This is a genomic window from Acinetobacter halotolerans (genome assembly GCF_004208515.1).
GTDB classification, from domain to species: domain Bacteria; phylum Pseudomonadota; class Gammaproteobacteria; order Pseudomonadales; family Moraxellaceae; genus Acinetobacter; species Acinetobacter halotolerans.
Genome location: NZ_SGIM01000002.1, coordinates 34,864 through 58,482 on the forward strand (window position 1 = coordinate 34,864; position 23,619 = coordinate 58,482).

The 23,619-nt window shown below is 37.1% G+C and carries 19 protein-coding genes and 1 tRNA gene; 10 read left to right on the plus strand and 10 right to left on the minus strand.

Translation table 11 applies throughout. From position 1 onward, the window contains the following. Positions 1-43 precede the first annotated feature (43 nt). Positions 44-619, plus strand: coding sequence for a nicotinamide riboside transporter PnuC (gene pnuC, locus EXE30_RS02250; protein WP_130161011.1), 576 nt, complete (start codon positions 44-46; stop codon positions 617-619). 48 nt (positions 620-667) lie between these two features. Here the strand turns inward: pnuC and EXE30_RS02255 are convergent, their stop codons facing one another. Further along, the gene (locus tag EXE30_RS02255; protein ID WP_130161012.1) at positions 668-1,813 is read right to left on the minus strand and encodes a glycerophosphodiester phosphodiesterase; all 1,146 of its coding nucleotides are present in this window, start codon (positions 1,811-1,813) and stop codon (positions 668-670) included. 171 nt (positions 1,814-1,984) lie between these two features. After that, positions 1,985-3,598 (minus strand): phosphoethanolamine transferase, encoded by a 1,614-nt coding sequence (locus tag EXE30_RS02260; RefSeq protein WP_130161013.1) that lies wholly within the window; start codon positions 3,596-3,598, stop codon positions 1,985-1,987. 330 nt (positions 3,599-3,928) lie between these two features. Between EXE30_RS02260 and EXE30_RS02265 the strand changes: the two genes are divergently transcribed. The 3 genes from EXE30_RS02265 (at position 3,929) to EXE30_RS02275 (ending at position 9,306) form a co-directional block, all read left to right on the plus strand. After that, complete coding sequence (locus EXE30_RS02265; protein WP_130161014.1) at positions 3,929-7,030, plus strand: efflux RND transporter permease subunit; 3,102 nt, start codon at positions 3,929-3,931, stop codon at positions 7,028-7,030. A 280-nt stretch (positions 7,031-7,310) separates the two neighbouring features. Further along, the gene (mgtE, locus tag EXE30_RS02270) at positions 7,311-8,648 is read left to right on the plus strand and encodes a magnesium transporter (RefSeq protein ID WP_130161015.1); all 1,338 of its coding nucleotides are present in this window, start codon (positions 7,311-7,313) and stop codon (positions 8,646-8,648) included. Positions 8,649-8,721: 73 nt separating this feature from the next. Then, positions 8,722-9,306 carry a DUF4112 domain-containing protein gene (locus EXE30_RS02275; RefSeq protein WP_130161016.1) on the plus strand — a complete coding sequence of 195 codons (585 nt, stop codon included), beginning with the start codon at positions 8,722-8,724 and terminating at the stop codon, positions 9,304-9,306. A gap of 57 nt (positions 9,307-9,363) precedes the next feature. On the opposite strand, the gene htpX is transcribed toward EXE30_RS02275, so the two are convergent. Together htpX and EXE30_RS02285 are read right to left on the minus strand one after the other, a co-directional pair. After that, positions 9,364-10,269, minus strand: coding sequence for a protease HtpX (gene htpX, locus EXE30_RS02280; RefSeq protein ID WP_130161017.1), 906 nt, complete (start codon positions 10,267-10,269; stop codon positions 9,364-9,366). Positions 10,270-10,488: 219 nt separating this feature from the next. Then, positions 10,489-11,370, minus strand: a complete 882-nt coding sequence (locus EXE30_RS02285; RefSeq protein ID WP_171457312.1) for a lytic transglycosylase domain-containing protein — start codon at positions 11,368-11,370, stop codon at positions 10,489-10,491. Between the two features lie 495 nt (positions 11,371-11,865). Between EXE30_RS02285 and ttcA the strand changes: the two genes are divergently transcribed. Together ttcA and EXE30_RS02295 are read left to right on the plus strand one after the other, a co-directional pair. Continuing rightward, positions 11,866-12,771, plus strand: coding sequence for a tRNA 2-thiocytidine(32) synthetase TtcA (ttcA, locus tag EXE30_RS02290; protein ID WP_130161018.1), 906 nt, complete (start codon positions 11,866-11,868; stop codon positions 12,769-12,771). Between the two features lie 197 nt (positions 12,772-12,968). After that, a complete protein-coding gene (locus tag EXE30_RS02295) occupies positions 12,969-13,352 on the plus strand; it encodes an SCP2 sterol-binding domain-containing protein (RefSeq protein ID WP_121928548.1) in 384 nt (127 codons plus the stop codon). Positions 13,353-13,398: 46 nt separating this feature from the next. Here EXE30_RS02295 and EXE30_RS02300 read toward each other — a convergent pair whose 3' ends face one another. Beyond that, a complete protein-coding gene (locus EXE30_RS02300; protein ID WP_130161019.1) occupies positions 13,399-14,508 on the minus strand; it encodes an MltF family protein in 1,110 nt (369 codons plus the stop codon). Between the two features lie 374 nt (positions 14,509-14,882). On the opposite strand from EXE30_RS02300, the gene greB reads away from it, so the two are divergent. Next, positions 14,883-15,371 carry a transcription elongation factor GreB gene (gene greB, locus EXE30_RS02305; RefSeq protein ID WP_130161020.1) on the plus strand — a complete coding sequence of 163 codons (489 nt, stop codon included), beginning with the start codon at positions 14,883-14,885 and terminating at the stop codon, positions 15,369-15,371. Between the two features lie 96 nt (positions 15,372-15,467). Continuing rightward, positions 15,468-15,557, plus strand: a tRNA-Ser gene (locus tag EXE30_RS02310). 161 nt (positions 15,558-15,718) lie between these two features. On the opposite strand, the gene EXE30_RS02315 is transcribed toward EXE30_RS02310, so the two are convergent. Genes EXE30_RS02315 through EXE30_RS02330 form a run of 4 tightly spaced genes read right to left on the minus strand, consistent with a single transcriptional unit; the run spans position 15,719 to position 18,757 of the window. Next, entirely contained in the window at positions 15,719-16,357 is a 639-nt protein-coding gene (locus EXE30_RS02315; protein ID WP_130161021.1) for a LysE family translocator, read from the minus strand. A gap of 1 nt (position 16,358) precedes the next feature. Next, positions 16,359-17,003 carry a fumarylacetoacetate hydrolase family protein gene (locus EXE30_RS02320; RefSeq protein WP_130161022.1) on the minus strand — a complete coding sequence of 215 codons (645 nt, stop codon included), beginning with the start codon at positions 17,001-17,003 and terminating at the stop codon, positions 16,359-16,361. A gap of 9 nt (positions 17,004-17,012) precedes the next feature. Beyond that, positions 17,013-17,993: a C-terminal binding protein gene (locus EXE30_RS02325; RefSeq protein ID WP_130161023.1), complete on the minus strand. Its 981-nt coding sequence runs from the start codon at positions 17,991-17,993 to the stop codon at positions 17,013-17,015. A 26-nt stretch (positions 17,994-18,019) separates the two neighbouring features. Beyond that, entirely contained in the window at positions 18,020-18,757 is a 738-nt protein-coding gene (locus EXE30_RS02330; RefSeq protein ID WP_130161024.1) for a 2OG-Fe dioxygenase family protein, read from the minus strand. An 895-nt stretch (positions 18,758-19,652) separates the two neighbouring features. On the opposite strand from EXE30_RS02330, the gene EXE30_RS02335 reads away from it, so the two are divergent. Further along, complete coding sequence (locus EXE30_RS02335) at positions 19,653-20,951, plus strand: dicarboxylate/amino acid:cation symporter (RefSeq protein ID WP_130161025.1); 1,299 nt, start codon at positions 19,653-19,655, stop codon at positions 20,949-20,951. Positions 20,952-21,116: 165 nt separating this feature from the next. Here EXE30_RS02335 and EXE30_RS02340 read toward each other — a convergent pair whose 3' ends face one another. Beyond that, on the minus strand, positions 21,117-22,004 hold the full coding sequence (locus tag EXE30_RS02340) for a LysR substrate-binding domain-containing protein (protein WP_130161026.1): 888 nt from the start codon (positions 22,002-22,004) through the stop codon (positions 21,117-21,119). Positions 22,005-22,138: 134 nt separating this feature from the next. Here EXE30_RS02340 and EXE30_RS02345 point away from each other — a divergent pair, with 134 nt between their 5' ends. After that, positions 22,139-23,554, plus strand: a complete 1,416-nt coding sequence (locus tag EXE30_RS02345; RefSeq protein ID WP_130161027.1) for an aspartate ammonia-lyase — start codon at positions 22,139-22,141, stop codon at positions 23,552-23,554. The last annotated feature ends 65 nt before the right edge of the window (positions 23,555-23,619 follow it).

Genomic DNA, 23,619 nt, shown 5'->3' on the forward strand with positions numbered 1-23,619 from the left:
TTTTCATAATGACATTATTCGATATTTAAACAGAAGTTTTCCTTTGTCTCCTTTAGAAATCATTGCCGTCTTGATGAGTATTATCGGTGTCACCTTAACTATTCAACGTCATATGTGGTGTTGGGGTTTCAATATTTTGGCCTGTGCATTGTACGCTTATCTTTTTTTCGCCTATAAATTGTATGCCGAAACCATTCTGCAATTCTTCTTTATCGCATTCAATTGCTATGGTTTTTATTTTTGGTTAAAAGGAAAACGCCAAGACCACGAGATTCGGATTGAGCCGATCGGCATTCAAATTGCAGTCGCTCAAATCTGTTTGGCTGCGATGAGCGGATTATTATTAGGTCTCATTTTAAAGCATTTTACGGATGCTGCTGTGCCGATGTTAGATTCTCAGCTTGCTGCATTTAGTTTACTTGCGACCTATTGGACCAGTCAAAAACATATTGCAACTTGGCTACTCTGGATATTTGTGGATATTGTTTATGTGGGCATGTTTATTTACAAAGAACTATTTTTAACAGCAGCTTTATATGCCGCATTTGTGGGCTTGGCGACTTATGGTTGGTGGCAGTGGCAACAGGTGCAACGAAAGCAGTTGATGAAACTATCCTAAATAAGGACAGCCGAGTGAGCTGTCCTTATCATTGAGTGATTGATTCGATTATTTAGACGCTGTTGCCAGATATTCTTTCACTGCTTGGCGTGCAATCGCTGGATCATCCGCAAATACCCCATCCACACCTGCTTTGAAATAAAGCTGTAATTCTTTGATTGATCCTGTTGGACAACGCTCGGCTGCTTTTGATGCTTCAGCACTACATTTTAAAGTCTCAGGCAAGAAGTTATTTTCTGGACGGAATGTATATGGATGTACTTTTAAGCCGACTTGATGAGCATCAGGAATAAAAGACGTGGTTTCGGTCATGGCTGCATCTTTAAAGATATAAGGCTTCCACGGCCCAACCCCATTTGCATAAGTTGCAACATCTTTTAATCCTTGCGCTGTTGCCATATCCGCATAGGTGGTTGAGATATTTTGCGCAACATAATCGGCTGGTTGAGCTGTTTTCTCATCATACAATTGGATGAGCTGAGCGTGTTTTATACTTTTATGTAGATCAAGCTGTTGTTTTAAATATTTTAAATTACCCACTTCAAATGATTGTAAATAGATGGGTGCAATGTCACGGCTATATTTATATTTGGCTAATGTTTTTAGCAATGTATCTTCCATTGCCAAATTCTGTTTTTGGAAGAAAGTTGGGTGTTTGGTTTCGATATATATCCCAATGATTTTACCTGTTTTTTTATAATGCGCTTCAGCCAGTTCAATGATTTGCTCTAAGGTCGGTATGCTATATAAATCATTGTATTGTTGATTTTCTGGTCGATATTGTGGAATACGTTCACGTGCTTTAAGTTGTTGTAATTCTTTGAGGCTAAAGTCCTCGGTGAACCAACCTTCAAAAGAGACGCCGTCAATGATTTTCGTGGTTTTACGATCGGCAAATTCTGGCAGGCTGGCAACATTGGTGGTACCGCTGATTTCATTTTCATGACGAGCGATCAATATTCCATCATTAGTTGATACTAGATCGGGTTCAATAAAGTCTGCACCATCATCAATTGCTTTTTGATAAGCCTCAAGGGTATGTTCAGGTCTAAGCGCGCTCGCGCCGCGATGCCCAACCACTAAAATTTGTGGCAATTGATATTGTGGTTGATTGGCGTTGGATGAAGCATTGTCATCATTGTTACAACCCACAAGGCCGATCAGACAGAGACTCGCGACTGTTTGCTTTAACATACATAAACTCATGTGTTTTTATTTGAGTCGTTAGTGTGCTGATTAAATTTATCAAATGGATGACAAAGAGATGATCATTTGATGAAATTACAAATAATTTTCAGATAAAACAATCTAAATTGAGTATCCAATTTTACTCAATGTTAAAAAGAATATTCTATCAATCAAAATCTAATGCTTTTTTTCCCAATAGGGCCAGTTGATTTCAGGGCTAAAGTGATAATCTTTGTCTAGCCAATAGGACTGGGGCGGGGCATATTTGTCTTTGAGCCCCATAATCTGCATCAAATTGTTATCGAGTTCAGCGGTGTTAATGGTTTTGGTGAGATCCACGCCTGTTGAAGGCATATGGTCATACCACATCATCACAGGAACTTGATAACCCGCTTTAGTATTGGGGCTATGACCTGCATAGTCCATCTCATGCCCAACTTCATTGCCATGATCTGAAACAACGGTAAATGATCTAAAGTCTAAATGCTTTTCAGCCATTAGCTTATCCAAAATCTGAGCCAATAACGCATCTTGATACAAGATGGCATTGTCATAATGGTTACGCATAGAGCGTATCCATGGATCAATATCATTTTTCTTGAGTAGCATTTCTACTGCATCATTACTATCGCTACTAAACTTATTATAAATGACAGGGTAGCGTTCTTTATAATTGGGGTGTGTACCGATCATATGCAGAATAATTAATTTTTTAGGTTCTGGGTCAGCAAGGGCTTGTTGATAAGCTGGCAAAAGATTTTCATCTAATGATGTACTGCTGCGTCCTGAACGGGTATTTTTATAGATCGCTTTATCTGCATAAGAACCGAACAATGAGGAAAGGTAAATATCATCTTGATTACTGAGCCAGTAGATTTTATAACCTGCTGCTTTTGCATAAGCAAGTATGCTTTCTGGTGAATATCGATCATGTTCAGAAGCAGGACTTTCGGTTAAAAGTACCCGTAAAGCATTAATCGTGGAGGGAGATGGCGAGAATGCATTACAAAACACTTTGATCTGATCAATTTTTTTAGACAGTTCTGGTGTGGTATTTCGTGCATAGCCGCATATGCCCAAATCAAGACTGGTGATACTTTCAGACAAGACCAATACATGAGTTTGTTTCTGTTTAGATTGTTCTGCAACGATTAGGTTCTTTTTAGCACTGATATCCCACTGCCGATGAACATCTTTATGTTGCTTGATTCGGTCTTTAAACTCCTGAATTTTTTCCTGATAATTACTCCAAAATACAATTGGATGAACGTTACGTGATGGTTTCATCAGATAGCAAGTCAAGGTAAGAAGAACCAAAAAGATGATACATGCACGGTAAAAATAGCTGTGCCAAAGTTGTTGGAAATTCTCAGCTTTCAAATATTTAAATACGATATAGTGATAGGCGACAGTAACTGAAACCAAACTAAATAACACCGCAATAATGCTAATCGCATGAAGTTGCAAAAACTCCCATGTCTCGGCATAACTGGTATTCGCGATCGCTTCAATAATAAAGTAGGCTTCATTGTCACTACTAAATAAAATCCAAGTACTGGAGCGTAATAGTGAGTCGAACCAAAAAATCAGCCACCAAATGATGGACGGGATATACCAAGATTTTTTATTTTGAATGGCTGCCAAATATAAAAAAAACGCACCTGGTAGTGATAAAAAGCCAAGTCTTAAACCATCAGATACATTACCTGAAAAAATTAATAAACTGCCAGTAATCAGAGCTGGTAGCAAAATTAATAAGAGAATATTAAAGTTCTTCAGGGTAGCCTTCATAGGTATTTAATAAAATTAGGGAGCGCAATAAGCGTGCTACTATCGGTTTTAGATTCGCTATTGTCAATCTGAATTTAGGAACTCATTGATCGCAAAGTAATTTCAATTTTTTATTTTTTAGTTGTTTGAATTTAATCAGTTTATTTTAGGTTAGATCTGTTTTAATGTACGTGATAAATCCATAATTTCTTCGTAATTCTGGCTTTTTGCAATGATATGTTAATAGGGATAGTGTTTCCTTATTGGCTCAGTAATGATCAGTGTTTATATTTGCCAATATTGATCTCTCTTTTTGACAAATTGACTGTTTCAGGAATGGAATGAACAGCCATGTTATCTAAGTTTTTTATTGATCGCCCTATTTTTGCAAGTGTCCTAGCGATTATCGTGATGGCTGTAGGTTTACTTGCCGTATTAAATTTACCAGTAGAACGCTATCCCGATATTGCTCCACCTCGAATTACAGTATCTACCAATTATAGTGGCGCGGATGCACAAGCGGTTGAAGACAGTGTTACCCAAATCTTAGAACAACAAATCAAAGGGATTGACCATCTTCTTTACTTTAGTTCAAGTAGTGATGCGAGCGGCAATAGTCGAATTAGTCTGTTCTTTGCGCAAGGCACTGATCCTGATCAGGCGCAAGTACAAGTGCAAAATGCGATTAATGGTGCAATTAACCGTTTACCAGCAGATGTACAGCGACAGGGGGTGAATGTTCGCAAATCGCTCAGTGATTCTTTTATGGTCATTGGCTTGGCGGATGCTTCTGGACGCTCGAATAACATCGACATATCAGATTATTTAACCAATCATTTTGAACTGAATTTGAGTCGTCTAGATGGTGTGGGTGAAATTAATGTTTTCGGCTCACAATATGCGATGCGGATTTGGCTGGATCCTAAAAAACTACAACAATACCAGCTCAGTGTCAGTGAAGTGCGTACTGCTTTGGAAAATCAAAATGCACAGGTGGCAGCAGGTGCGATTGGACAATTACCAAGTGTTGATGATCAATATTTAAATGCCAAAGTGACCTCTGGTTCTTTATTACGTACGCCTGAACAATTTGAAAACATTATTATAAAAGCGAACCCCGATGGTGGCTTGGTCTACCTCAAAGATATTGCTCGAATCGAGATTGGTGCAGAAAACTATCAGGTATTTAACCGTATCAATGGTTATCCAGCTTCAGGACTTTCAGTTTCATTGGCTGTGGGCGCCAATGTCATGCAAACTGCAGATTTGATTTATCAAGAAATCGAAAGTTTAAAGAAAGGACTTCCTGAAGGATATTTCGTGGTGTATCCACGTGATGATACCCCATTTGTAAAAGAATCAATGTCTCAAGTGGTGACAACACTGGTCGAAGCGATCATTTTAGTCGTATTAGTGATGTTCCTATTTTTGCAAAATTGGCGTGCAACTTTAATTCCTGCAATCACTGTACCTGTCGTGATTTTAGGAACTTTTGCTGTCCTCGCAGTATTAGGTATGAGTATTAATACCCTGACTTTGTTCGCGATGGTATTGGCGATTGGCTTATTAGTGGATGATGCGATTGTAGTCGTTGAAAATGTTGAACGGATCATGCATGAACAGAAACTGGATGCTAAACAAGCCAGCATTCAGTCGATGAAGGAGATTAGCGGGGCACTGGTCGGCATAACTTTAGTGTTGACGGCAGTATTTATCCCAATGTCATTTTTTACAGGTGCTACAGGAATTATTTACCGCCAATTTTCGATTACCTTGGTCGCAGCAATGTCTTTATCTCTGTTGGTGGCATTGATTCTGACTCCTGCATTATGTGCAATTTTATTAAAACCGCAACAACAGAAAGCCAAGTGGGCACAGTATTTCGAGCGCGGATTAGCTCGGGTTCGGTCTTTTTATCTGAATGTCGCTAAAAAAGTGATACAGCTTAAATTTCTGTCGCTTGTCGCTTTATTGTTTTTGGTGGGTGCTTTTGCTTGGACCTATCGTGAATTACCCACTAGTTTTTTACCACAGGAAGATCAGGGGATTTTGGGTGTTCAGTTTCGCCTAGCTGAAGGCACGCCTATGAGCCAAACCCAAGTCATCGGAAAACAAATCTCAGATTACTTTTTAGCGGAAGAGAAAGATAATTTAAATGGCATCATGGTGATACATGGACGTAACTTTTCAGGCTCAGGTCAAAATCTGGGACAAGCTTTTGTCTCTTTAAAACATTGGGATGAACGCCAAGGCACAGAAAATAGCGCGCAAGCCATTCGTGCGCGCGCCATGAAGCATTTTGCTCAAAATAATCAGGCCCGTATCGTGGTAGTCATGCCGGCGGTGATACGAGGATTAGGCAATTCGGACAAAATTAATTTCTGGCTTCAAGACACTCAAGGCTTAGGAAGAGATAGTCTGATCACTTCTTTTGAAAACGTGCAACAACAAGGGAACAGGTTAGCCAGTGTCGAAAATCTCGATAAAAAAAGCAATGATGATCAAGCTGTTCTCAATATTAAAATTGATCATCGTACTGCGATGCTACACAGTTTAAATATCAATGAGATTAATCGTACGATCTCGACGGCGTGGAGTGGAAGCTATATCAATGATTTTATTGATCGTGGTCGAATCAAGCGCGTGTATTTACAAGGCGATGCCCCGTATCGTTCCAAACCAGAGGATTTGAGCTTTTGGCATGTGAAAAATGCACAAGGACAAATGATTCCTTTCACACAGTTTAGTCAAGTTGCATGGCAGGGTGCGCCACCCTTATTAGAACGTTTTATGGGCTATCCTTCGATTGAGTTGGAGGCAGATGCAGCTAGTGGTTTTAGTAGTGGTCAAGGCATGCAAGACCTAGAAAATATAGTGGCGCAAATGCCCGAAGTGGGATTGGCTTGGAGTGGTTTATCCTACCAAGAACAGCAATCGAGTAACCAAGCGATTTGGCTATATTTGATTTCAATTGCTTTTATTTTCTTGTGTTTAGCTGCTCTATACGAAAGCTGGTCGATCCCTTCGGTGGTCATGGCGGCTATTCCGCTTGGCATTGGAGGAACGATCTTATTTAGCCACTGGTTTGGTTTTGCCAATGATATCTATTTTCAGATCGCACTGCTCACGACGATCGGATTATCCTGTAAAAATGCGATCTTAATGGTGGAGTTTGCTGCCAGTCTACAGCAACAGGGGCGGAATGCACTTGACTCTGCTCTATATGCTGCTGGGTTACGCCTACGTCCGATTCTCATGACCTCAATTGCATTTGGTGCAGGTGTCATTCCATTAATGTTCTCGACAGGAGCTGGAGCACTTAGCCGTCAAGCGATTGGATATAGTGTTTTTGGTGGGGTGGTCTTCGGTACGGTGCTAGTCCTTATTTTTATTCCTTTAATGTATGTGCTCATCCGATCAATTTTTAAAGGAAAAAGTACCGTCCTAAGTTAAATGCTATTTGGAGTCTACATTTAATCTAAAACATTTTTATAGAAACAAAATAAGACATATTTCATAGAGATAGGACTTGAGTCATTTGGCTCAAGTCCTTAATATTCATGCGCCGTATAAACGGTTACTTGAGGATTGAATCCCTAAATGGACACGCAGAGTTGTAATTTATTACGAATTACATATTTTATTTTCATAAAAATCAGAATGAAGGTCGTTATTCGACAGTAGAATAGTGTCGAACTCTTCATTGCTGATCTATTGTAGTGAAGAGGTAGAGATGAGCTACAACAACTTTTTATATTTATTGCAAGACGCATTGAAGAATAACAATATTGAACTTGCGCTTGCGTCAGTCGAAACGTTTCCAGCAGTCGATATTGCTGATCTTTTACCCCAGCTCCCTATAGAACAAAGTCAATTATTATTGACGCATTTACCTGAAAGAGCTTATGTCTTTTCTTATCTTGCACCCAATGAACAAGTCAAACTTGCCAAAGCGATGCCAAGAAATATTTTGGCAGATATCGTCGGGGAAATGTCATCGGACAAACGAGCTGATGTTTTTAAATGTTTAGATAAACAACAACAAAAAGCATTGCTTCCAGCACTTGCTCAAGCTGAAAGAGAAGATATTCGTCAACTTTCATCATATCTAGAAGGAACGGCAGGAGCGATTATGAGCTCCGAATATGCGACCTTAAAACCCAATATCACGGTGAAAGATGCAATTAAAATGTTGCGTCTTGAAGCGCCAGACACAGAAACCATTTATTTTGCTTATGTTTTAGATGAAGCACGAAAAATTTTGGGAGTTTTGTCATTAAAACAATTAATCCTTGCTCCTGAAACACAAAATATTAATGAGTTAATGGTTACCAATGTGCTGACTGCCTATGTTGGTACAGATCAAGATGAGGTAGCCAAAACCATCGCAAGATATGACTTATTGGCACTCCCAATTCTTGACCATCATGACATGATGGTGGGGATCGTAACTTATGATGATGCGATGGATGTCGCCAGTGAAGAAGCAACGGAAGACTTCTTAAAAGTTGGTGCGGTGAATGCATCTTCGAAACTGAGTATTAAATCTGCACCGATTTTACAACTCTACCAAAAGCGTGTTTTTTGGCTGGTTTTTTTAGTATTTGGTAGTTTGCTGTCTGGTTTAGGGATAGCACATTATGAGGATTTGATCGCACAGCATTTAGTTTTAGTATTTTTCTTACCTTTATTGGTTGGCAGTGGAGGGAACGCAGGTTCTCAGTCTTCTACCTTAATGGTAAGGGCGTTGGCGACAGGTGATGTACAGTTTAAAGATTGGTTTTATCTCCTCGGTCGAGAGAGCTTAGTTGCTTTAAGTTTGGGAGGAACGATGGCGATCGCAGTTTCACTCCTTGGATATTTCCGTGGTGATGAATGGGTGGCACTGGTGTTGGCCTTGAGTATGATGGGAATCGTGCTAATGGGGTGTCTGATTGGGATGAGTTTGCCTTTTATTTTAAATAGAGTCGGACTAGATCCAGCAAGTGCTTCAGCGCCGTTGGTCACTTCGATCTGTGATGCCACTGGTGTAATCGTATATTTATTTATAGCTTCTATGATCTTATTCTAGTTGTAATAATTATACCAACTTGAGTGAAAAACTATTTATTATCAATATATAAACTTGGTTTAAGGTTGAGCAAATGTCAGAACAAAAAAAATTAACTCAGCAGCAAGCAATCGTTGTAGAGCGTGATTTGGCGAAATTCGCCAATACGATGGATAGCTTAGTGCGAATTCCGTTCACTAAACAAGGTGTTGGTGCAGATGCTGCACTGAGTACCATTCCTTTTGCGGGTGATATAGCAGGTTTTATTCTGACCTTATATGCCTTTAAAAAAGCTCGAGAAGTCGGTGTTCCACAACACAAACTCAATGGCGTGGTAAAACTTGCGATCTTAGATATGTTGGTCGGTTTTGTGCCGATCGTAGGGACTTTATTTGACGTATTTATTCGGCCAAGCCGTAAGACCCTTGAGATTGTGCATAATCATATCCGTGAGGAATATCAGGTACACAGTGATATTCATGTGGTGCATCCATTTTTGCATGAATCTCTAGAGCAAAAACAGAAAACCTCAGCATTTTGGCGTAATCCGATAGTGAGCTGGATTTGGCTGCGGATACCAGATTTACTCGGTATTGCCGTTCTGATTTTACTTGTGCTTGCACTCTGGGCTGGCTTGAGTTACGCGTGGCAGTTGTATCAATCTTTTAAAATGGGTTAATTTTTCCCAAAAAACAAAGCCTCCATCTTGGAGGCTTTGTTTATGTATCTGTTTGGATTAGTGAACGTTTAATTGCTTCAATGCAGCAACACGTTGTTCGATGCTTGGGTGAGTTTGGAATAAAGCAGCTAAGCTAAAGCCTTGTTCCTTACCTTCCGTAATTGCAAACGCTTTCATCTCTTTAGGCATTTGATCAGGCATTTCTGATTCTGCTTGTAAGCGAAGTAGTGCAGAAATCATCGCATCTTTACCTGCCAAACGTGCACCTGCTTCATCAGCACGGTATTCACGTTGACGAGAGAACCACATCACGATGGTTGATGCCAAGATACCAAATACGATATCCAATGCAATCGTAATCGCAAAATAAGCAAGTCCTGGCGCTTCGCCATCTTCACGACCAAATACATTACGGTCAATAAAGTCCCCAGCAATACGCGCAAAGAACATAACGAAGGCATTGATTACACCTTGGATCAGAGCAAGGGTAACCATGTCACCATTTGCAACGTGACCAATTTCATGCGCAAGGACAGCACGAAGTTCGTCTTTGTTCATACGCTCTAATAGACCTGTCGAAACAGCGACTAACGCATCATTTTTATTCCAACCTGTTGCGAATGCATTAGATTGATAAGATGGGAAGATACCAACTTCAGGCATTTTAATACCTGCGCGTTGGGATAATTGAGCAACTTCTTGTAATAACCACGCTTCGGCTTGATTACGAGGTGCATTAGGGTCGATTAATTCGGTCCCTGTGGTTTTCTTAGCCATCCACTTTGACATGAATAGGGAAATCAAAGAACCTACCATACCAAAGACAAAGCAGATAACCAGTAGGTTGCCTAGATTTAAGCCACCCGCGCCATGGTAACTACCGACACCGAAGAGTGACAAAATAATGCCAGCTACAACCAGTACCGCGAGGTTGGTTAGCAAGAACAAACCAATCCGCATCATTGAGAGAACCCTCTTATAAAGAAAAAGTGATCTGATTTATAAATATAAATCACCCCAATAATATGCAGGCTCGACCCTAAAAATTCAAGTGAAAATATAGATGTTATTACATGTTTGTGAGTAAAATAATGAATCTAATGATAAACAAGCACTTAAAAACAATTTGAGTGTCAAAAAAGTAACAAATAAGTGCTATTTATCGTTGTTTTAATGTACACATTAATCCGTTAAACGTATGTGCGCAGAAGCCGTGGCATTCGCTGTGGAGTAACTGCCTGCTGGCGCATCTGTAAAAGTACCATCAGCCAAAGTGATGATTTGTCGATTGTACTGTTTCGAGCTCGGTGTTGGATCAATATTTGTAACGCGATCTGAACCAGAATAATTGACTGATTGGGCGATCACTTGCCCATTGGTCGAATGAGCCGTTGGTTGAGATAAATCAGCCCCTAAACCAGATACATAAAGATTTTGATAGCGACTTGTGACACGACGCACATAATCCTGTGTTTCGCGAAATGGGGGGATGCCTTTGTATTTATCAACGTTGCCTTCACCTGCATTATAAGCTGCTAAGGCTAGTCGAGTATCACCTTTAAATCGTTTTAGTAACCAGCTTAAATACTTAGCGCCAGCAAAAATATTTTGTTGAGGGTCGTAAGCATTGGAGACGTTAAAGCGCTTCGCCGTCGCTGGCATCAACTGCATTAAGCCTTGAGCACCCACAGGTGAGCGTGCATTAACATTGAAACCAGATTCAGTGTGCATTACCGCTTTTATTAAGCCTTCGGAAACGCCATGTTGTTGTGCTGCTTGACGGATCAGATGGTCAAAAGTATTTCGATTACGGCTATAACTGGGCAGAACGGAAGCTTCACTATTTCCCCAGTTACGATAGGTGTGGATATTGCTATCGGGGTAATAAGTTGCTTTAACCACTTTTAAATGGCTGTACTCAGCTTTCTTTTTATTGGTCAGCAGTGTAGTACCATTGCTATCTTTAAATTGATAGATGGTTTGCCCAGCATGTGTAGTTACTGTTGTATTAAAAAAACCGATTGTCCCCAAACACAACATAAAAAAATAAGTTATTTTGTTCATCGTTATAATATTCACAAAAGATGAGCTTTAATTCACTTCAGCAGTGTAACAAAAAAATCTCTAAAAAGTACTTTAGCTACATTTTTTTATTTTTCTACTGTCTGACAAAAAATCAAGTCCTTTTGCTCGAATGTTCAGCAAAAAAAAAATTAAATTTTTTTTAAAAATTATGTGTTGACTTATATAAGCTATTGTTTTTTATATACTAAAATGATTGGTTAAAAAGTGATCAATTTGATTGAAAGCCTTATTCTAAGATAAAAAAAGTTTGTCAATAGCGAAGAAATCCACAATTTTATCCACAGTTTTTGTGGAAAACTGTGGAGAAGTCTGAAATATAAGCGATCTAGCCGATTTTGATAACTTTTGATCAGAATTTTACCAGTATGAAACTCAAATATGACGATTGAAAGAAATTGAAAAATTCTTTAGGTGCGCATTTTTTCGGAATGGGATAAAATCTTGCGGTATTTTGTTTATGAGTAAATCACGTCTATGTACGCGCCAGTGGAGTCCAACCAAGGATTTAATTTCAAGCCAGAGCTTCCAACTAGTTCGGCCTATTATCGCTTGTTGAAAAAACTACGTCGCCAAGTGGGGCATGCAATTCGTGACTACAAGATGATCGAAGATGGCGATAAAGTCATGGTATGCGTGTCAGGCGGTAAGGACAGTTATACTTTGCTCGATATCTTGCTGCAATTTAAACGTATTGCACCGATTAATTTTGATATCGTTGCAGTAAACCTTGATCAAAAGCAACCAGGTTTCCCAGAAGATGTATTGCCACGTTATATGGAAGAAAACAATATTCCATATTACATCCTTGAAAAAGATACCTATACCATTACCAAGCGCTTAACACCTGAAGGCAAGACCTATTGCGCAGTATGTTCTCGGTTACGCCGTGGTTCACTGTATGGTTTTGCTCAAGAAATCGGTGCGACGAAAGTGGCTTTAGGTCACCATCGTGATGATATTTTAGCGACATTCTTCCTGAATTTATTCCATGGCGGTAGTTTGAAAGCGATGCCACCGAAACTGCTGTCTTCAGACAAAAAGAATATTCTGATTCGTCCTTTGGCTTATGTTGAAGAAAACGACATTATCAAATATGCAGAAATGCGTCAGTTCCCGATCATTCCATGTAACTTGTGCGGATCTCAAGAGAACTTACAGCGCGCGATTTTGAATGACATGTTACGTGAGTGGGATAAGCAATACCCTAAACGTTTACATAGTATTTTTGGCGCATTACAGAATGTATCGCCATCGCAGTTGGCTGATCGAGAGTTATTTGATTTTGAAGCTTTGGATGAACAGCGTGAGTTTGATATGAAAGATCCAGAAGAATTGAAAAATCGCCTAGATGTAGTGAATTTAAGCTTCGCTGCTGAATAAAATGTAAGAAATTTTTTAAAGGCACTTTGTTAAGTGCCTTTTCTTTATAAATTTTTTAAAAATTGAATCCTACGTACAAAAAGTCATAGCCTAAAAGAAAATATACGTGCTATAACATGGCACAAGCAAATTGCTTCATGTGATGTCGTCTGGATAGATGGCACAAGAAATTGAACAAATATATTTGAGGAATAATCATGGCTGCATTTTTAACTGATGATTGGTTTGCAACTGTCGATACACTTACTGCTGAAGCAGGTGATTTAAACTTACCACCAGCACTTGCGAATTTGGCAATTAACTTGGTTGTAACAGATGCAGCTGGTAATACAGAGTTGGCTTTAGACGCTGGTAAAATCCAAAAAGGATTATCTTCAAAAGCTAAAACGACTTTAAATATGGATGCTGAAACTTTACGTAAAGTATTCTTAGAGTTTGATATGGCTGCTGCAATGCAAGCGTTCATGACTGGTAAAATCAAAGTACAAGGTGATATGTCTCAGCTTATGGCTTTACAAACTGCTAAGCCAAGCCAAGAGCAAAAAGATTTATTCAAAAAAGTTCTTGAGCAAACTGCTTAAATTCTTTACAAAAAAAGCTTACCGAACTGGTAAGCTTTTTTTTGTTTTAGACATTAATCAAACTACTGGTCTTGATATGTTCTAAATAAGTACGGATACGTTTAACGTATTTTACAGCTTGTTTATAGCGACCATTTTTAGCTTGGTTACGCTCTAAATAATCATATAAATTTACCCATTGATTTGGGTCTTTGCCTTGTGCCTTGATTCTTTTTTGCACTTGGCTGACTGCACCTGGTCCCATATTATATGCCACTAAGGCATACCAGTTACGATCAGGATATGGAACATGTGCAAACTGCTCCAACATCAAATCATAATACTTGGCACCCCCTTGGATGCTTTGTACAGGATCAACACGGTTAGTCACACCCATTGCTTGAGCAGTGCTATTGGTCAGCATCATTAAGCCACGGACGCCAGTAGGCGACACCGAAGTTGGTTTAAGATAAGATTCTTGATAACCAATTGCTGCCAACAAATGCCAATCTAAATTGTATTTAGATGCACTTTGTTTAAAGCTCGCTTTGTAGATAGGTAAACGTTGATTCAGATCTTTTTGAATTGTTGACCAAGATTCAGGTTTAACTACATTACGATTGTAGAAAGAAGCGAGTTGTTGCGTTGTACCCAATTGCTTACTTTGACATACAAAGCCACTTGCTGTCAGTGTGAGTGGATCATCAGCTTGTTTAAATACCCAATTCAGTTGTGGATTTAAACCATTTTTGGTCAAACTTTCTTGATCACCACAACTTGCTGAGAAAGAAACCAGTTGTTTATTTTCAATCTGATTGAGACTCGCTGTCGTCATAGCCAGATTGGCTTTGCCTTGGGCGATCCATTTCAATGCAGTTGCATTGTCTGGCACTGTTTTAAAATCGAGCTTTACATTTAAGCTTTGCGCATAGTTTCGTGCTAAATCATAACCAAAACCATGTAAAAACTGATCTTCTTTAAATACGATCGTTGGATTTTCAACTGCAACCACAGTTAATACATTGCTTGCCAAAACAGTATTGTATTGATGTGATTTTTCAGCGCTCAAGCTATTGAAAGGGAGGATGACTACACCTAATGCTAAAGCTTGAAATGGGAGTTTGGAAGATAAAGAGTTAAGGCTAAGCCTCGACCCAGAACTTGAATTACTGTGCATGTTGTCTCCGCTACAGGTAATTTATGCCCAAAAAGTTCAGCAAAACAGTGCCTTAACTTTTTAAAGTTGATAAATTCAATAAGGGTGGGCAAATCATGACGCCATTCAAAATGACATTGAATTAATCGTGGAAATGATGTTCTTGTTACACATCATTCATAAAGTGTATAAAAAATAAACAAAAAGTTAACTTAGGGGCGCATAATAAGCGGCAAAAAAAGGATTGTCAAATTTTGAGCAATAAAATACTGAGAGATTCATCACAACCGCATGATTTGAAAAAGAATAAAATTTATACACTTTAGTGATGATGAAATAAGGAATACAATGCAACAACTTGTAAACAGATTGTTATGTTAGCGTATTTTTTTCTTATGAAATCAAATTTAATAACTCGTAAAGGACATGATCTATTGGTTGCAGAGCTGAAGAAGCTTTGGCATGAAGAACGCCCTGAGATTACTAAAAAAGTAAACTGGGCGGCTAGTTTAGGTGATCGGTCAGAAAATGCAGACTATCAATATAATAAACAAATACTGAGGAAAATTGATCGTCGTGTTCGATATCTGGGAAAACGTCTCGAAGAGTTGAAGATCATCGACTATGTAGCTGAGCAAGAAGGAAAAGTCTATTTCGGGGCTTGGGTTGAGATTGAAAATGATGTTGGTGAGAAGAAAACATTGCGTATCGTTGGTGTTGATGAGATCTACGATCATCACCCTCAGCATATTTCGATTGAATCACCAATGGCTCGTGCATTACTTGGTAAAGCCGTTGATGATGATGTTGAAGTACATACGCCGCTCGGAAAAAAAGTATGGTATATCAACTCAATTCGCTATGAAAAAAACGAAAATTGTTAAAATAACAGGATGTTGATTTTATTTTGATCATTTGATGCATGATTTTGCATAAAAGGTTTGCCAAGGCGCGGTTTTATTTATATGATAGCCGCCATTGGAAGCGTGGCAGAGCGGTTTAATGCACCGGTCTTGAAAACCGACGAGGGTGTGAGTCCTCCGTGAGTTCGAATCTCACCGCTTCCGCCAAATTCAAAAAGTCCTTGTTTATACAAGGACTTTTTTTATATCTATGGTTTACCCCTCAACTTCTCATGATAAATTTCTGATGAGGATGTAAATTTTACCAAGTGAAAGTTTCTGTTTTATCATTACGTATAAGGGGCAATAAAGCCCCTTATCGATTAAAACTAATAACTTGGTAACGGTTGAGTAATCAATAGAAATGAAAAGTAAATTAAGAAAACACCAGATATTAATGAAACCACTTTCGTAAACTTATTATCTCCCGATTTATTAGTAAAAAGCTTAATAGAAAGGGTCATAAAAACAAACCAAGTCATGATTGTTAGGGCATGTATTGTAATTAAGACAATACCTTTAAGATAGTGATTAGAATCAACAAAGTTTATGAACTGCGGGAATGCAGCTATGTAAAACATAGAAACTTTAGGATTCAATATTTGTGTTAAGAAACCCTCATTAAAGCTAGATAGTGCAGACTTTTTGGCTATGACTTTACTTTCAGTGGAGTTGGCTTCTTTTCTCTTTAGAAGAGAGGTTATGAATTTAACTCCTAAATAAAGTAAGTAAGCTGCACCTATGTATTTCAAAATATTAAATAAAAATGGTGAATTTAAGATAATTAAGGAAATACCAAATAGTGACAAGAGTCCATGTAGGTATGTGGCGGATACTAAACCAAAAATTTTTAGAAAAGAGTCATATTTACCAACAGACGAAGCTGTGTTGAAAATTAAAAAAGTATTGGGCCCAGGTGAAATGACTAGTAATAGGCATATCAAGAAATAAGAAAATAAATTTTCCATGTTAAATAATCTCAAGGCCGTAATTCAAAGTTCTATTCAAAATTAATTTCAAACAATCACCTTGCTTTACGTTTCCAACGCCAGCAGGTGTCCCAGTGAAAATAATATCGCCCTTTCTTAAACCGTAAATCTGGCTTAAGTAAGATATTAAATATGTAATAGGAAATATCATTTGCTTCGTACTTCCGATTTGTCTTAATTCATCATTTATATAGAGTTCAATCAAAGCTTCTTTTTCTGGTTTTCCACGAGTAAAGTCAGAAACCCAACCAGAATTTTTAAAACTTTTACTTAATGTCCAAGGTAGACCTTTCATTTTCAAAGTGGATTGTAAATCTCTAGCTGTAAAATCTAATCCAATGGCATATCCACCGATACATGACAAAGCTTCTATTTCAGAGATATGATCTATGTTTTCATCGATATAGATTACGAGCTCAACTTCATGATGAATATCTTTTGAAAAACTAGCATCTGGTAGGGAAATTTCTTTATCCGTAACAATGCTTGTATTGGTTTTTAAGAATACGACCGGATAGTCTTCGCCTTGGTTTCCTAGCTCTTTAATGTGTTCTGAGTAGTTTCTTCCAATACAATAAACATTGTTGATTTTTTCTATAACACCATCTGTAAAATGAATTGACATAATTTTCCTTTAATTAACAATATTATTGAATTTATTTTTAGATAAGGCTTCTACTAGTTCAAAATAAGCATCTCCCATTTGATCAATAGATGCCGCATCTGAAAAATATGCATTATGTGGGTTGATTATTAATCGCTCAGCTAACCATTCTGCACCATTACACCAAGACTCAATAAGTGGATGTTCTTTTGGTGGTTCTTCTGGTAATACGTCTAAGGCAACCTTAAAATCAGGATTGTTTATTAAATGATCATAGAGTACATCGAAGTTCTTCAACATTTTTCCGCGAGCAGTATTAATTAATACTGCATCTTGTTTCATTAATTTAAGAAAATTTTCATTTATTAGTCCATGAGTTTCATTGGTAAGTGGGCAATGTAAAGAGACTATGTCAGACGTGCTAAGTAATTCTTGTAATGTATGGACTCTTTTTAAATTAAGAGACTTAAAATATGAGGTTGTAATATAAGGATCATAAACAATTACATTAAAATTAAGAGCTCTTAATCGTAATGCCGTTGCTGTACCAATTTTTCCTAAACCAATAAGTCCGACAGTTCTTTGGCTAGAACGCCAAGAGTTCAGATGATTTTCTTGCCAACTATCTTTATATTTTCTAGCTAAATTATTGTATCGAGATATGTTTCTAGTAAGTGCTAATAGCATGCCTATTGTAGTATCAGCAACTTCTTCGACACAGTAAGATGGGTTATTTGCAAAAGGGATTTTTTTATGGCGGAGTGATTCGCCATCAACTTGGTCATATCCTATTCCATAGCGGATCACGATTTTACAATTATTTAAATGATTGATTGTTTTTTCAGTTATTTTTGCATGCCAAACTAACATAGCATCAACTTGCTTTAGAATTTCTTCTGAATACTCATTTTCATTTAAACTATTTAAAAAGTAAAACTCATAACCTAAGTCATCAAATTTTTTTTGATGAGCACCGAGATTCTGTATGCGATCAGTAATTGCAATTTTCATATAAATATTTCCAATAATTTGATTTTTTACTTTGCTATGTTGTAGTCAATGACTAGAATGTCGCGATAGGAGATATCATCTGATTTAGGTGAAATAGAAGATACTGAATGGTAAAGAGCCTCATCATTAACGAATAAGCTATCCATTGGTTTTTTTAGTGTTATTTCACTTAACTTTTCTTTATCACTATTATAAATACTAGAGATACCTCCAACTACATTTTGTCTATTTATTAGATGCATACTAATGAATTTATGCCCATCTTGATGAATACCTTCTGGAGTAGGTAATCCTGTTAATTCTTTAGTAGCTAAAATTCGGAATTGATGTAATGTAACATCCCATTTTTTCTCAGTTAGTTTATAAGTTTCTATAAAATGATGAAGTGAAGAGGCAATGATGTAATGTAGAAATCTGTTTTTATAAATATTATCATCTAGATGGGTGAATTTTCTTTCGACATCACCAGCATATTGATTGATGGATTTACTTTGGTAAAAAATGCTATTTATTATTGGTTGTACATGTCCTGTTGTATCATCATAAATAAACCTTCCGAACTTTCTATATCGATAAATATCTCCTTCTTTCATATAAGTATCTAGTTCTAAGTGATTCCAGCTATCTACTAGCTGATTCCAGAATTTAGAAAGATATGAAGGAAATATCCAAGCTGAACCAGGCAGAAACTGATAACCATCTTCTAATAAATTTTCTGAAGACAAACCCAATTTTAGATAAGCTAGTTGTTCTAGATGGCCCATTTTTTACTCCTTTTTAAGTGCTCTATAGGCAGTTTTGTGTATTTTTTAAATCTTAGTTTTAAGATCGAAGTTAATATATAAAAATTACAGATTTATTAAACATACAGGTCTGTATTTTTGGGAGTGTATTTTTATCACAAATAATTTAAATATCCTATAAATTTTAGAAATACTGATATTTTTTTATGTGAATACCATTGTTTTGTTTTTATGATTTTGTTACACAATCCTATTGCTCAAAACTGAATCAACAATATAATTTTCAGATGAATATACCTGCACCTAAAATTAATCATATGCTTCATTGGTCTCTTCACAACCAAGCTTGATGAATCGATAAAATCTCTCGGCCTGATTTGATTCCAATACTTAGTTATATGCGCAACTACAAGGCAAAGAAGGAAGAAATCAAATCTTTTAAGTTACAGTTATTTAATGCTGTTTGATGATTAACTATCTCAGTTGCTTATCTTTGCGTATAGGCATAGGCTTTGTAGAAAGTCTGATGAAATAAAATTCAAGGTACCTCTTACATTCAATCTTTACGGCATAATAAACATAAAATAGTGGAAATTTACTTAATTTATCAAATAAATATAACTCGTATTTCATCTACCAAGTCTTGCTTATTTGAGCTTTGAATCTGAATTTTATTTCATTTATATCACTCAAAAAACATTCAAAATTATGCATTTTTTGCATGAAATATTTAATTTTTGCATTGTTGTTTTTTTTGAAAAAAAGTAACACTTGCCTCTGCTAATTGTTGAGTCAACGGGTGTGTGTTTCTAGAAAAAGCACAGCCTATCTGATGAGATCAGCATGGATAGCCATCAAAGATCAAACGTATGTTTGTCATTTTGATGCTAAGCGAAATAGGGAAGGAATAACTATTATGAATCAAAAAAAACTGCTCAAATATATTCTGATTGCGATGATCACAGGAATATTAGTCGGTTGGGCATGTCATAGCACTTTAAGCACAGCACAAACAACAGACATAGCGGGTTACTTTAAAATCGTCACAGATGTATTTCTAAGACTAATTAAAATGATTATTGCACCTTTGGTGTTTGCAACTATTGTTTCAGGTTTAATCTCGATGGGGAAATCATCCTCACTCGGATCGATTACGCTGAAAGCAATGACTTGGTTCGTTGGTGCATCATTTATCTCACTTTTGCTTGGAATGGGCTTAGCCAATTATTTCCAACCTGGCGCTGGGATGAATCTTAGTATTCCAAAAGAAGCAGTTGATGTCGGAGTGAGTGCTTCTAGCTTGAGTTTGCAGACATTTATTACCCATATTTTCCCACGCAGTTTTGCAGAAGCGATGGCAAATAACGAAATTTTGCAAATTTTGGTGTTCTCAATTTTCTTTGGTTCAGCATTAGCGTATGTACAGCATCAAACGGGTGCTTCTGTCATTGGTCGAATTATTGATGAATTATGCCGTGTCATGTTCCGTATCACCGATTATGTCATGGCTGCAGCACCGATCGCGGTATTTGCAGCAATCGCATCTGCAATTGCGGTTCAGGGACCAAAATTAATTCTTGATTATAGTATTTTCATTGGGCAGTTTTATATTGGTCTATTGATCCTTTGGATGATCCTCATTTCATTTGGTTATATCTTCTTGAGAAGAGATGTTTTTAGATTGATGCGAGCGGTTCGTGAGCCAACCATGTTGGCATTTGCCACAGCGAGTAGTGAATCTGCATATCCAAAAACGATGGAAGCTTTGGATAAATTTGGTGTGCCTAAACGTATTACCAGTTTTGTATTACCTTTGGGTTATTCATTTAATCTCGATGGTTCAATGATGTATATGGCATTTGCGGTGTTGTTTATTGCACAAGCCTATAATATTGATTTAAGTTTTGCTCAGCAGGCTTTGATTCTATTAACATTAATGATCACCAGTAAAGGAATCGCTGGCGTCTCTCGTGCATCAATTGTGGTGATCGCCTCGACGCTTGCCATGTTTCAGCTTCCCGAAGCCGGTATTTTATTAATTCTTGCAATTGATCAATTTTTAGATATGGGACGTACTGCAACCAATGTTATCGGAAATAGCATTGCAACCGCTGTTATCGCACGAACTGAAGGTGACAAACATGAGGTTGAAGAGCAAGATGAAGTCATGGTTGAACCAATTATTCCAGTAAGTCGATTGGCAGATAATAGTTAAAACTTTAGTTATAGGTATTCATATCTATTGATTATATAATATTTTAAGTGCTTTATTAAGAGTGGTTGTTTAGATTATTTATTTTGGATTTTTTCCAAAGCATAATTTCTAAACAATCACTTTTTATATAGAGTATTTTTGGAGTTTATAATAAAGGTGGAGCTCTTAAACTTCATGAGAGGTTAGAGAGTTCCAAATATAGCTTATTCTATTTGAAAGTATTATTTGACGCCTAATAATGTATATGTTTTGGAAAGTATGATAATTTTCTTGATCTACGATCATTAATTTATTTTCAGAAATCTCTTTTTCAACAAGTAATTTAGGTAGCCATGCAATACCTAAACCTTGTAAAGCCAATTCTTTTAGATCACCTGCATTATCTGTTTCATATAAAGTACGGTAATTTAATTTATTTTCAATCACTTCATCTACACAGTTTCTTAAATAAGCTTGTTTACTATAAGCCAATAATGGAAAAAGTTGGTCAAATGAATATTTGGGGAGATTATTATTGAGTGCGGTAACGGGGAGGATTTCCATTTTCACAATTTTATGAAAAATAAAAAGAGAGGGATCAAGTTGCTGTAACGTTTTTTGATCACAGTAACAAATTAAAAAATCACATGATCCATCTTTGAGCAAACGCATTCCTTGTTTCTGATTGGCTGCGATAATTTCTAGTTTTAAGTCTTCTAAATTGAGTGATAAATCGTGGATGAAACGTGGAAAAAATTGCGTTATCAAAGAGTGTGATACTGCAAATTTAACTGTTAATTCATTGTTTTTAATATTTTTTTCTAGATAATTTATTGTTGTTTCAAGTTGGTTCTGGATGTTTTTTGCTGAGGCCAATAAAATTTGTCCAGCTTCAGTGAAGTCAATATTTTTGCTATGTCGTTTCAAAATTTGGAAACCCAATGCGGTCTCAATATTTTGAAGTCTACGAGAAAATGCCGATTGTGTGACGTGTCTCATCTCTGCTGCTTGGGAGATCGATTTTTCTTGCTCAAGTGCAAGTAAGTCTTCTATCCATCGAATTTCCAAGGTCATAACCTATCCTTAACGTCTGCTTATATACATTATAATCTATTATGCAAAAAATGCATGTGGTAATATTTTTTTACATTAGAAAAAAAAAGATCCGTCCTCTAATATAAATTCATCGTTAAGCAGAGTCTATTTAAATGAACGTTAAGATTAACACACGGACTGAAAAAGATTTATTAGGTTTTAAAGAAATTCCAGCACATTGTTATTATGGTGTTCAAACTTTAAGAGCCATTGAGAATTTTAATCTAAGTCAAAATAAATTAAGTCAATTTCCAGCTTTTATTAAAGCACTGGCAATGGTGAAAGCAGCATGTGCACAAGCAAACTTTAAATTAAATAAAATTGACGAAAATAAAAATAACGCAATCCAATATGCTTGTCAGCAAATTTTGAATAATCAGTATCATGAACAATTTATGGTCGATATGATTCAAGGTGGAGCTGGCACTTCAACGAATATGAATATAAATGAAGTTGTTGCAAATGTCGGTCTAGAATATCTTGGTCATTCGAAAGGCGAGTACCAATATTTACATCCGAATAATGATGTAAATATGTCCCAATCAACCAATGATGTCTACCCAACAGCGATAAAAATTGGATTGATCACTGCTATTCAACAATTGAATGCACCATTCAAAGATTTAATTGAATGCTTCAAATCTAAGTCAGATGAGTTTTCTAATATCTTGAAAATGGGACGTACTCAGTTACAAGATGCGGTGCCTATGACTTTAGGACAAGAGTTTGGTGCTTTTGCAACGACTTTGCAAAATGACTTAGACAAATTAAATCACATCATGCCTGAGGCATTGAGCGTGGTTAATCTAGGGGGTACTGCAATTGGTACTGGGATCAATACTGAAGTAAAGTATCGTGAATATGCCATTGCATCCCTATCTGAAATTACTCAACGCAAAATTAGCAGTGCGCCTGATTTAATCGAAGCTACATCGGATATGGGGGATTTCGTATTATTTTCGAGTTTGTTAAAACGTACAGCCACCAAACTTTCAAAAATTGCCAATGATCTGCGCTTATTATCTAGTGGTCCACGTGCAGGCTTAAACGAAATTCATTTAGAAGCACGTCAGCCAGGCAGCTCAATTATGCCTGGTAAAGTAAATCCTGTGATCCCAGAAGCAATGAATTTGGTTTGCTATCAAGTGATCGCCAACGATTTAGCAATCACTTTAGCAGCAGAAGCGGGTCAACTACAGTTGAATGCGATGGAGCCATTGATTGCATTTAAACTGTTTGAATCAATCGAGCTATTAGGCAAAGCAATGCATATGTTCCAATATAAGTGCATTGCTACCATTCGTGCCAATGCTGCACTTTGTCAGGCTCAGGTCGAAAATTCAATCGGTATTGTTACCGCGCTTAACCCATATTTAGGCTATGAAACGACCACACGTATCGCGAAACAAGCCAATGAATCAGGACAAAGTGTGTTGGCATTAATCAAAGCGGAAAACTTATTATCTGATCAAGTTTTGGCGGATATTTTAGCTGTAGAAAACATGGTACAACCGAAGCAATCAGCATAGCCCTTTGATTTAACTTATCAATGAATCCATTAAAGAAACCCATATATATGGGTTTCTTTAATTTT